Annotated in this window: 10 protein-coding genes and 1 pseudogene; 7 read left to right on the top strand and 4 right to left on the bottom strand. The window is 38.1% G+C overall.

Annotation, left to right across the window (positions count from 1 at the left end):
* The 3 genes from AC1DDX_RS14335 to AC1DDX_RS14325 form a co-directional block, all read right to left on the bottom strand.
* Positions 1-375 (bottom strand): carbonic anhydrase (locus AC1DDX_RS14335; RefSeq protein ID WP_477622190.1); only part of this gene is annotated, 375 nt, incomplete at its 3' end.
* A gap of 6 nt (positions 376-381) precedes the next feature.
* Positions 382-1986 (bottom strand): SulP family inorganic anion transporter, encoded by a 1605-nt coding sequence (locus tag AC1DDX_RS14330; protein ID WP_477622189.1) that lies wholly within the window; start codon positions 1984-1986, stop codon positions 382-384.
* Between the two features lie 78 nt (positions 1987-2064).
* Positions 2065-2403, bottom strand: coding sequence for a hypothetical protein (locus AC1DDX_RS14325; protein ID WP_048907414.1), 339 nt, complete (start codon positions 2401-2403; stop codon positions 2065-2067).
* A gap of 199 nt (positions 2404-2602) precedes the next feature.
* Here AC1DDX_RS14325 and AC1DDX_RS14320 point away from each other — a divergent pair, with 199 nt between their 5' ends.
* The 7 genes from AC1DDX_RS14320 (at position 2603) to AC1DDX_RS14290 (ending at position 10819) form a co-directional block, all read left to right on the top strand.
* Positions 2603-3838: a porin gene (locus tag AC1DDX_RS14320; RefSeq protein WP_288882908.1), complete on the top strand. Its 1236-nt coding sequence runs from the start codon at positions 2603-2605 to the stop codon at positions 3836-3838.
* 25 nt (positions 3839-3863) lie between these two features.
* A complete protein-coding gene (locus AC1DDX_RS14315; protein ID WP_172661506.1) occupies positions 3864-5405 on the top strand; it encodes an acyl-CoA carboxylase subunit beta in 1542 nt (513 codons plus the stop codon).
* Complete coding sequence (locus AC1DDX_RS14310; protein WP_337717208.1) at positions 5406-6593, top strand: MFS transporter; 1188 nt, start codon at positions 5406-5408, stop codon at positions 6591-6593. It abuts the gene before it with no gap.
* Positions 6574-6993: a GNAT family N-acetyltransferase gene (locus AC1DDX_RS14305; RefSeq protein WP_337717210.1), complete on the top strand. Its 420-nt coding sequence runs from the start codon at positions 6574-6576 to the stop codon at positions 6991-6993. Before AC1DDX_RS14310 ends, AC1DDX_RS14305 begins: the two co-directional genes overlap by 20 nt.
* A gap of 51 nt (positions 6994-7044) precedes the next feature.
* Positions 7045-8160: a M42 family metallopeptidase gene (locus AC1DDX_RS14300; RefSeq protein ID WP_048907419.1), complete on the top strand. Its 1116-nt coding sequence runs from the start codon at positions 7045-7047 to the stop codon at positions 8158-8160.
* A gap of 108 nt (positions 8161-8268) precedes the next feature.
* A complete protein-coding gene (locus AC1DDX_RS14295; protein WP_288882904.1) occupies positions 8269-9813 on the top strand; it encodes a helicase HerA-like domain-containing protein in 1545 nt (514 codons plus the stop codon).
* Positions 9814-9916: 103 nt separating this feature from the next.
* Positions 9917-10819: a nucleotidyltransferase family protein gene (locus AC1DDX_RS14290; RefSeq protein ID WP_477622188.1), complete on the top strand. Its 903-nt coding sequence runs from the start codon at positions 9917-9919 to the stop codon at positions 10817-10819.
* Positions 10820-10877: 58 nt separating this feature from the next.
* On the opposite strand, the pseudogene AC1DDX_RS14285 reads toward AC1DDX_RS14290, so the two are convergent.
* A pseudogene (locus tag AC1DDX_RS14285) lies at positions 10878-11177 on the bottom strand (molecular chaperone DnaK); the annotation flags it as partial.
* Between the last annotated feature and the right edge of the window lie 7 nt (positions 11178-11184).

Below are 11184 nucleotides of genomic sequence, written 5' to 3'. Positions count from 1 at the left end.
CCCCACTTGTTTATCTCCAAGTGCAGCATTTACACCCCCACAGCCATAGTGACCGCAAACAATTATATGTTTTACTTTAAGAACATTAACTGAATAATCCAGAACACTTAACAAATTCATATCTGTATGCGTAACCACGTTTGCAATATTGCGGTGTACAAAGATATCACCAGGCATTGTGTTCGTGATCTGATTAGCCGGCACACGACTATCTGAGCAACCTATCCACAATACAGGCGGAGCTTGACCTGCAGAGAGGCGTTCAAAGAAAAGGGGGTCTTCTTTAAGAGTCTCAGCAACCCACTCTTTATTTCCATTTAATAAGCTATCATAAGTAATCTGATCTGTATGTTGTTTTTCTAATTTCGCGCACATAATAATTTAATTATTAATTTCTTCAATGATTTTATTGTTCAATTTTGGCACGGTATATTGTTCTTTAATATTTTCTAAAATTACAATAATACCCTTTGTATAAGCATTGTGCTTATAATTAAAAATGGTTTCCAATACGTCGGGGTCTATATACCGTGAATTGGATCCATCAATGATCACGTTAGTTTCTTTAGGTATTTTATTTAATACCACCTGAATGGCAGCCTTGTTTAAGAAAGATACTTCTTCGGCCAATTTTATTCTCAAGTTCTTTTTATTACCCTCTTCCTGTATTTTGTAGAAGTATGGATTACGCATATTGGTACGTAATAAATAGAATATTGAGAACAGCATACCTATTGCAACACCTTTTAACAAATCTGTTAGCAAAACAGCTACAATAGTAATTACAAACGGGACAAACTGATCCCAGCCTTTGTGGTACATATGTTTAAAAAGCTCTATACGTGCTAATTTATACCCTGTTACCAATAGAATTGCAGCCAGACATGCCAAAGGAATCATATTGATAATACCCGGTATAAAAAGCAGGGATAAAAGCAACCATACTCCATGAAAAATAGCTGACATCTTTGTTCTTCCACCTGCATTTACGTTTGCAGAGCTTCTTACAATTACCGATGTTAAAGGCAATCCGCCTAACAAACCACTAACCATGTTTCCTGTACCCTGAGCAACCAGTTCCCTATTTGTAGGCGATACACGCTTAATTGGATCTATCTTGTCTACCGCTTCAATACTTAATAGCGTTTCAAGACTGGCAACCACCGCAATTGTTGCAGCAACAACCCAGACTTTTCCATTCGTTATCTGTGAAAAATCTGGTGCGGCAAATAAACCCGTAAATTCCGACCAGCTGTTCACAACTGGAATCTCTACCATTTGTTTTGCTTCCAAAGCATAATTCCCGCCCTGAAAAACAATTGTAAGCACAACTCCTATTACTACCACTACCAGGGGAGCGGGAACAACACTTAATTTTTTAAATTTTGGCCAAAAGACCAAGATTAAAATTGACAATACACTTATTACAATAGCAGCCAGACTAAAATGGCCTAATGCCCCACTAATGGCTGAAAATGTATTTTCATTATCTTTTTGGAAGAAACTTTCATCACCAAAAAAATCTGAATCTACCCCGAGCGCATGAGGAAGTTGTTTAAGTATCAAGGTTAATCCGATTGCGGCAAGCATCCCTTCAATTACACTTGAGGGGAAGTAATTACCGATAGTTCCGCCCTTTAACAATCCAAGTATTATCTGAATTACACCTGCCAAAACTACTGCAAGTAAAAAGGTCTGATAAGCGCCCAATTGGCTGATAGCTCCCAGAACGATTGCGGTTAATCCAGCCGCAGGCCCACTAACACTTAATTGTGATCCGCTTAAGCTGGCAACTACAACGCCACCAACTATACCTGTTATAAGACCCGCAAACAGAGGTGCACCTGAGGCTAAAGCTATCCCTAAACATAGGGGGAGAGCAACAAGARATACCACAATACTGGATGGCAAATCACGCTTCAGATTCTTTTTTAATATATATTTCTTCACTTCCAATCTTGAAAAGATTGAGTTTCCACTTTGCATAAAACTATGTTTTAATCTTTTAAACTAATTTTTAAAAATTGCATACCGCTCCCCCTTTGGGTGGTAACACATAATAAATTAGCTCAGGTTAGGAGGCGGTGTGGGTACAGACGGATGGAATGGATCGAAATACCGTTTGAAATTATCTATAAAGCTATTCTTTATACCGTAAAGATGTAGGACAGATGACCATACGTAGTCGTGCTGAAAGTCAATCTTATAATCAAAGAGCTTTACTTTTGCCTTTCCCGGATCTCCATCACTGCTATGTTCGGCTTCGATTTGCATGATTACAGAAATCATGATGTTCTTATCAATATGACTAAAAAATACAGGCGCACCGGAAATTACCATCTTCGCCGAGAAGATACTTAAGAAGGTAATAACTATTAATATACGGTACTTTCTTAGAAACATTTGTTTTTATTCTTTCACCTAACTCTCCAAAAATAGCTCCAAACATTGCTTATTTACAAATTATCATGTAAAAAAAATGTAATTTAGTTGTTGCTTTATCATATTTTGGACTTCTATTTTTTAAAAATCTGAAGCCATTTTAAAGAAAAATGCTTCATTTACCGTAATTTAGGCGATCAAAATTCTTTTTTACTCATTCATGAAAAAAACACTGTTAAGCCTGATATTTCTTTATCCGGTTGTCCTTTTTGCCCAAAGTAATAATGCTCCCTCAACTTATGACCCTCATGAAATTGCGATAACAGGCTATCTGCAAACACAATTTCAAAAAGCTCAATCTGGTGGCATTTCCTCCTTTTCGGGCGGAGATTTCTCAAAAAACTCCGACAGTCGTTTCATGATTCGCAGGGGTAGATTGAAAATTGACAGGGCTGATAAGTATTCGAGCATTGTTTTCCAAATAGATGCTACGCAAAATGGCATTCAATTAATGGACGCCTTTATACAGTTGCATCAACCTGATTCAAAGGAACTATTGTTAACTGCTGGTTTGTTTAACCGCCCCTTTGGTCACTCTATTGTTTACTCCTCGGGATATAGAGATTTCCCTGAAAGAGCGAGAGTTTTCCAAACGTTGATGCCAAGGGAGCGTGATATTGGTGCCATGGTTACTTATCACCCCAGTAAAATATTTAATTTTCTGACAGCAGAGTTAGCTGTAATAAATGGAAGCGGATACAATGCCAGAGATTATGACTCAAGAAAAGATATTATAGGCAACCTTGGTTTTAAATTCGACAGTCTGGCAAATAAAAAACTTCATATAGGCTTTGGAGCATCTATCTATGAAGGTTGGGTACGTAACGATACTGAAAATTATTACTCTGCTACAGGATCTGGATTTCAAAAAAACACAAGCCCCGACAATGTTGGCTACTTTGGTAAACGCGAATATTATGGAGGTAACTTACAGCTTCAATACGACAATACTTTTGGCCGAACCATATTTAAAGCTGAATATCTTCAAGGAACACAACCTGGGGTAGCTGCTACTGCCAGCATATTAGGTCCAGTTGCCAGTACTAGTTTCTCTGCACAACCAGCAACAGACCTATATCTACGCCAGTTTTCTGGTTATTACTTATGGTTAACCCAGCAGATTGCAAAAAGTAAGTTTACTGCACTGGTATCTTATGATGTGTACGACCCAAACAGAGAAATAAGTGAATCGGAAATTGGCATTGCAGGCAACAATACTTCAGCTGGTGATATTAAATTTAGCACCCTTGGTTATGGCCTGACCTATCTAATAAATTCAAGATTTAAACTTACATTGTACAACGAGCACGTTGTTAACGATGCGACTAAGTTGCCAGACTATACGGCCGACTTAAAAGATGATGTGTTTACTACCAGATTACAGTATCGCTGGTAAATAATTAAAATTATTAGTGTTTAAAATGAAGAATAAAATAGATGTACTTCAGGACAAAATAAAAAAAGCGAATGAAGGTGGCGGTGCAGCGAGAATTCAAAGTCAGCATAAAAAAGGAAAACTAACGGCCAGAGAGCGAATCCATTTTTTATTGGATGAGAATTCCTTTGAGGAAATTGGCATGATGGTAACCCATAGAAGTGTTGATTTTGGCATGGAACGGGAAAAATATTTAGGGGATGGTGTTGTAACTGGCTATGGAAACATAAATGGCAGGCTAGTTTACGTGTTTTCACAGGATTTTACCGTTTTTGGCGGCTCTCTTTCTGAAACACATGCCGAAAAGATCTGCAAAATAATGGACATGGCCATGAAAAACGGAGCTCCCCTGATTGGCTTAAATGATAGTGGTGGTGCGCGGATACAGGAAGGTGTGGTTTCTTTAGGCGGTTATGCCGATATATTTTATAGAAATGTTCAGGCATCAGGAGTTATCCCACAACTTTCAGCAATAATGGGACCTTGTGCTGGGGGCGCAGTATATTCGCCTGCCATTACCGACTTTATTTTAATGGTAGAGAATACCTCGTACATGTTTGTTACAGGACCAAATGTTGTTAAAACTGTAACCCACGAAGAGGTAAGTTCTGAAGAACTTGGTGGTGCATCTACTCATGCTACAAAATCGGGTGTAACTCATTTTGCGTGCTCAAATGAATTAGATGCCATTAATCATGTTAAGAGATTACTGAGTTATATGCCTCAGAATTGTGAAGAGATCCCATTGCAATTGCCCTATACTTTGACTGATGAAAGTCGTTTATCTCTTAATGGCATTATGCCCGAGAATTCGAATCAGCCTTATGATGTTAGGTCTATAATAAGCGAAGTGGCCGATACAGATAGCTTTCTAGAAGTACATAAAGATTATGCAGAAAATATTGTGGTCGGATTTATCCGCTTGGCAGGAAGAAGTATAGGTATTGTTGCTAATCAGCCTGCTTATCTTGCTGGGGTATTGGACAATCATGCTTCAACAAAGGCCGCCAGATTTGTACGCTTTTGCGACTGCTTTAATATCCCATTGCTTGTTTTCGAGGACGTTCCCGGTTTTTTGCCAGGTACAGACCAGGAATGGAATGGAATTATTACCAATGGCGCTAAATTATTATATGCTTTTAGTGAAGCAACTGTACCCCGTATTACTGTAATTACAAGAAAAGCCTATGGTGGTGCATATGATGTGATGAACTCTAAACATATTGGAGCCGACTTAAACTATGCATGGCCTACTGCAGAAATTGCAGTTATGGGTGCAAAAGGTGCTGCCGAAATAATTTTCAAGAAGGAAATTACCAGCGCAGAGCACCCTGAAGAAAAATGGCTGGAGAAAGAAAAGCTCTATTCAGATATTTTTGCTAATCCTTACAGAGCCGCAGAACGTGGCTTTGTAGATGAGGTTATAGAACCTGCCCAAACCAGGTCTAAACTAATAAAGGCATTTAAAATGTTAGAGAACAAAGTTGTAAACAGACCTCGTAAAAAACACGGAAATATCCCTCTATAAATGAAACTTAGTCGTACTGATGTGCTATTGATGGCCTTTTGTACAGGGCTTATCGTGGCAAATATTTATTACTGCCAGCCTCTGGTTATTTTAATCGCTAAAGAGTTTGGTTTAACAGAGAGCCATGCCGGTAAAATTACATACCTAACACAAGCTGGCTATGCCCTAGGACTATTTCTATTGGTTCCTTTGGGTGATATGTTTGAAAGGAAGAAACAAATACTTTTAATAACATGTCTTGCTATTGGGGCATTGCTGTTGGCAGCTTTTGCCCACTCCTTCTTATTATTGGAAATTGCTTGTGTATTAATTGGCGCAAGCTCCATTATTCCTCAGCTTGTTTTACCAATGGCTGCAAATCTTAGTTCAGACCAAGATCGTGGTCCTACGGTAGGTATAATTATGAGCGGCTTACTTATTGGCATCCTTGCATCAAGAGCAGTTAGTGGAAGTATAGGATTTTTATGGGGATGGAGAACAGTTTATTTTATGGCTGCTGGCATATGTTTCCTTTTATTACTGCTTATGGCCAGACGCTTTCCACAAAGCAGACCGTCATTTAAAGGCACTTATAATGAATTAATGTCATCTATGTGGTATTACATAAAAACTGAGCCCGTACTACGCGAAGCTTCTATTATAAACTTTCTGGCTTTCTCTATACTCAGCGCGTTCTGGACAACGATGGTATTATTCCTTGCCAATCCCCCATTTAATCTTCAAACGCTGCAGATAGGTCTTTTCGGCATTGCTGGTGCTGCAGGAGCTTTAGCCGCGCCATTAGTTGGAAAGTTTAGTGGTGGCCAAAACCCTCGTAAGAATCTGCTGGTCGGGTTAATTCTGCAATTACTTAGCATTGCTGCCTTTTACTTTACCGGCAGCCACCTTTACCTATTTGTAGCTGGTATTATTTTAATAGATATTGGTCAGCAAGCTATCCATGTAACCAATCAAACCCGGATCTATGCTATACTACCGGAAGCTCGTAATCGTTTAAACACTGTGTTTATGTCTGTGAGCTTTGTTGGAGCATCTTTTGGTTCCGCCTTAGGTTTATGGCTTTGGGAACAGGGTAAGTGGCCATTATTCTGCTGGGGATGCGGGGCCGTTATTGTTCTAAACATTTGCATATACAAGTTTTATAGTGGTAAAATAAAGATTAACATTGATGCAGGAAATTCAAATTGAACAAATCAGACCTGATTTAACCTGGAGGATAAGACATGAAGTTATGTATCCAGACCTACCTCTTGATGCTATAAAGTTGGCTAATGATAATGATGGAATCCATTTTGGGCTATTTGCAAATAACCAACTAACTTCTATAGTTTCTTTGTTCAATTCGGGCAATGTTTATCAATTCAGAAAATTCGCGACAATTGTGGAGTCGCAGGGAAAAGGATATGGATCATTATTATTGGATCATATAATTAACTATGTTAAATCCCTTGGAGCTGCAAAGCTATGGTGCAATGCGCGCGTTTCGGCCATCCCTTTTTATAACAAATTCGGCTTCGTTCAAACAGACAAATTTTCTACAAATAACGGTATCGACTTTGTCATTATGGAGTTAGAACTCAATAATTAACTTGGTGCTTAGGCAGTAGTTTCTATATTTGTTTAGAATAAAAAATATACAATGGCAAAGAAAAAAGAAGATAAAAAGAAACACGTAAGTGTAGTAAATAAAAAATCGCTTCAATTTTTTGAAAAATATATCAATAACCCATCTCCAACAGGTTTCGAATACCCTGGTCAAAAATTATGGCTAGATTATTTAAAACCATATATAGATGAAAGTTTCATCGATAATTACGGGACTGCAGTTGGTGTGATTAATCCCAAAGCAGATTTCAAAGTAGTTATTGAGGCTCATGCCGATGAGATCTCCTGGTTTGTTAATTATATCACTCCTGATGGCTTAATTTATGTAATCCGCAATGGAGGGTCAGATCATCAGATAGCTCCTTCTAAGCGCGTAAACATACACACCGACAACGGTTTGGTTAAAGCCGTATTTGGATGGCCTGCTATTCACACCCGTAGCGGTGGCGAGAAAGAGGAGGCTCCGGCGTTAAAAAACATCTTCCTTGATTGTGGATGTACATCTAAAGAAGAAGTTGAAAAACTTGGTATTCATGTAGGTTGCGTAATTACCTATGAAGATGAATTTATGGTATTAAACGACCGCTATTATGTTGGCCGTGCACTGGATAACAGAGCCGGTGGATTTATGATTGCCGAAGTTGCCAGACTGCTTCAGGAAAATAAAAAGAAATTACCTTTTGGGCTTTACATTGTAAACTCAGTACAGGAAGAAATTGGATTAAGGGGAGCCGAAATGATAGCCCACAGAATTAAACCTAACGTGGCTATAATTACTGATGTTACTCATGATACCACTACCCCAATGATCAATAAGATCACTCAGGGAGATTTGGCTTGTGGCAAAGGTCCGGTAGTTTCTTATGCACCTGCTGTTCAAACAAATTTAAACAAATTGCTTATTGAAACAGCTGAGAAGAATGATATCCCTTTCCAACGTCAGGCATCATCCCGCTCAACCGGTACAGATACTGATGCTTTTGCTTATTCTAACGGAGGTGTTCCATCTGCATTAATTTCTTTACCATTAAGGTATATGCATACCACAGTTGAAATGATTCATAAAGAAGATGTTGACAATGTGATCAACCTCATTTATCATTCTTTATTGAACATTAAAAAAGATCACGACTTTACTTATAAGAAGTAGTTTTAAATAACCTTATTTTTAAAAGGGTGTATCATGAACTATGATACACCCTTTCTTTTGTTTGTATTTCGGGTGCTTTTCTTACTTTTATAAAAACTATCTTTTCCTATGAGTGATCAATCCGCAAAATTTACAGAAAAAATTAAGGCCTCTTATACACCAAGTGGTTCATACATATATCTTGGAGCTGGTATTCTGGATGGGCAAGTAATCGCTGAAGCTGAAGTTAATTTGTCTTTAAAAATGATGAATAGGCATGGACTTGTTGCAGGTGCAACAGGGACAGGAAAAACCCGCACATTGCAGTTGCTATCAGAACAATTGTCTGATGCAGGTGTACCGGTATTTATGCTTGATGTAAAGGGCGATTTATCAGGCCTTAATCAGCCAGGACCAATCAATCCAAAAATAGAGGAAAGAGCAGGTCAACTGGGCAAGCCTTTTAATCCTTCTGGATTCCCTGTCGAGATTTTTTCCTTATCTGGCAAATTAGGCGCTCAAATGCGGGCTACTGTTCTTGAATTTGGGCCTACCCTACTGTCTAAAATCCTCGATCTAAATGATACACAGGCAGGTGTTTTAGCTGTGATCTTTAAGTATGCTGATGATAGCAAACTACCAATTATTGATCTTAATGATCTTAAAAAATTAGTTTCATACCTGGCCGAAGGGCAAGGTGCCGAAGAGATTAAAAGTTCTTATGGTAAAATATCCACTGCCACCTCAGGAACAATATTAAGAAAGATCGTTACCATTGAGCAACAGGGACTGAGCGCTATGTTTGGCGAACGTTCATTTGACATCGAAGATCTTTTTACTAAAACCGACGGTAAAGGAGTAATCAGTTTGCTCAATATCTCAGATGTCCAAAATCAGCCGGTGCTTTATTCTACTTACCTGTTAAGTTTACTTGCAGAAATTTTTTATAGCATGCCTGAAGTTGGAGATTTAGATAAACCTAAGCTGGTTTTCTTTTTTGATGAGGCGCATTTGTTATTTAAAAATTCTTCAAAAGCTTTTCTGGAACAGATAGAAACTATTATCAGATTGATCAGATCAAAAGGTATAGGTGTATTTTTCTGTACTCAAGCCCCTAGTGATGTCCCTGAGAGTGTATTATCTCAACTAGGAAATCGTGTTCAGCACGCTTTGAGAGCATTTACACCAAATGATGTTGATGCGCTTAAAAAGACTGTAAATACTTATCCAAGATCCGAATTCTACGAGATCGACAAAATGTTGACTTCATTAGGAACCGGACAGGCTTTGATAACAGTGTTGAACGAAAAAGGTATCCCTACAGAAGTGGCAGCAACTATGCTTACACCTCCAAGAGCAATCATGGGACCACTCAGTGCGGCGGATTATAATAACCTTGTCCAATCAAGCGAGCTTACTACTAAATACCAGGAATCAATTGATCCTGAGAGCGCCTATGAAATCTTAACCAAACGTGTAAATGATAAACTAACCGAGGAAGAAGAAACAAAACAAGAAGAGGCTCCTAAAAAAGGTGAGAAGAGTTTAGTTGAACAGGTAATGGGCGCAACTATAACCAGACAAATAGGAAAAGAAATAGTGCGGGGATTATTTGGTATGCTTACAGGGAAAAAACCTCGCAGCAGCGGCGGAAAGGGAATATTTGGATTTTAACTACCTCAATATCCATGCGATACATTGAGAACCGTTATCAGACTAATGAAAAAACTATCTCACTTTTTACATTGAATATAAATTGAATCATTATTTTCGCTGCATGAAAAAACCTACCTTATTAATATTAGCAGCTGGTATGGCAAGTCGCTATGGCAGCATGAAACAGATTGATGGCTTTGGCCCCAATGGAGAAACAATTATTGATTATTCTATATACGATGCAATTAAAGCTGGATTCGGCAAAGTAGTCTTCATCATCAAAGAAGAATTTGTAGAAAACTTTAAAGCCATATTTGAACCTAAACTAAATGGTAAAATTGAAACTGATTATGTATTCCAAAATTTCGATTTGAAACAATTTGGCATTGAAGAGGAAATTTACCGCGAAAAACCATGGGGAACTGCTCATGCCATTCTATCTGGCAGAAACGCCATTAAAGAGCCTTTTTGCGTAATCAACGCAGATGATTATTATGGTTATGATGCGTTTAAAAAAATGGTAGACTTTTTAAATAATGAGGCAACTGACAGCAACTATTCTATTGTTGGCTATCAAATTGGGAAAACACTATCTGACTTTGGATCTGTATCTCGTGGGGTTTGCAAAACCAATGATGCTGGATTCCTTGAAGAGATTACTGAACGTACTCAGGTTTATAAAAAAGATGGTGGAATTGTATATGAAGAAAATGGTTCTGAATATCCTTTAGAATATAACACCCCGGTTTCAATGAACTTCTGGGGCTTTACTCCAGCTGTTTTTAAATTAACTGAAGACTTATTTAGAGTATTTGCTTTAGAAAATAAAGACAAACCAAAAGCTGAGTTCTTTATCCCTTTGATTGGCGAAAATCTTGTAAAAAGTGGTRCAGCCTCTTTCAAAGTTATACCTACAGATAGCCAGTGGTTTGGAGTAACTTATAAAGAAGATAAGCCTTTTGTACAGGAATGTATAGATCAGTTAGTAAAAGATGGGACTTATCCTGAGAATCTTTGGAACTAGCTAAGCAATAAAAAAGCCCCTTGATAAATTATCAAGGGGCTTTTTATTGCTTAAAAGACTATTTTTTATCGTCTTTTACTTCTTCAAAATCAACATCAGTAACGTTATCGCCACCATCAGCTGACTGAGCGCCATCCTGAGCTTGCGCTCCTTCAGGTTGTGCACCGTCTTGTCCTGATTTATACATCTCTTCTGAAGCTGCATTCCACGCATATTGCAATTCTGCTTGTGCTGTGTCAATATCAGCAAAGTTTCTTGCAGCATGTGCATCTTTAAGTTTTTTCAAACCTTCTTCAATAGGAGCTTTTTTATCAGCAGATAGTTTTTCTCCAAATTCTTTTAATTGTTTCTCAGTTGTTTCTCAG

This window comes from Pedobacter sp. 10L46_2, from assembly GCF_056395165.1.
The sequence above is the reverse complement of the archived record's forward strand: the minus strand, read 5'-3'. Positions and strand labels throughout refer to the sequence as shown.

Excerpts from the sequence above, each read along its gene's own strand:
- AC1DDX_RS14325 (WP_048907414.1), bottom strand. The coding sequence starts at position 2,403 with ATGTTTCTAAGAAAGTACCGTATATTAATAGTTATTACCTTCTTAAGT.
- AC1DDX_RS14320 (WP_288882908.1), top strand. The coding sequence starts at position 2,603 with ATGAAAAAAACACTGTTAAGCCTGATATTTCTTTATCCGGTTGTCCTT.
- AC1DDX_RS14315 (WP_172661506.1), top strand. The coding sequence starts at position 3,864 with ATGAAGAATAAAATAGATGTACTTCAGGACAAAATAAAAAAAGCGAAT.
- AC1DDX_RS14310 (WP_337717208.1), top strand. The coding sequence starts at position 5,406 with ATGAAACTTAGTCGTACTGATGTGCTATTGATGGCCTTTTGTACAGGG.
- AC1DDX_RS14305 (WP_337717210.1), top strand. The coding sequence starts at position 6,574 with ATGCAGGAAATTCAAATTGAACAAATCAGACCTGATTTAACCTGGAGG.
- AC1DDX_RS14300 (WP_048907419.1), top strand. The coding sequence starts at position 7,045 with ATGGCAAAGAAAAAAGAAGATAAAAAGAAACACGTAAGTGTAGTAAAT.
- AC1DDX_RS14295 (WP_288882904.1), top strand. The coding sequence starts at position 8,269 with ATGAGTGATCAATCCGCAAAATTTACAGAAAAAATTAAGGCCTCTTAT.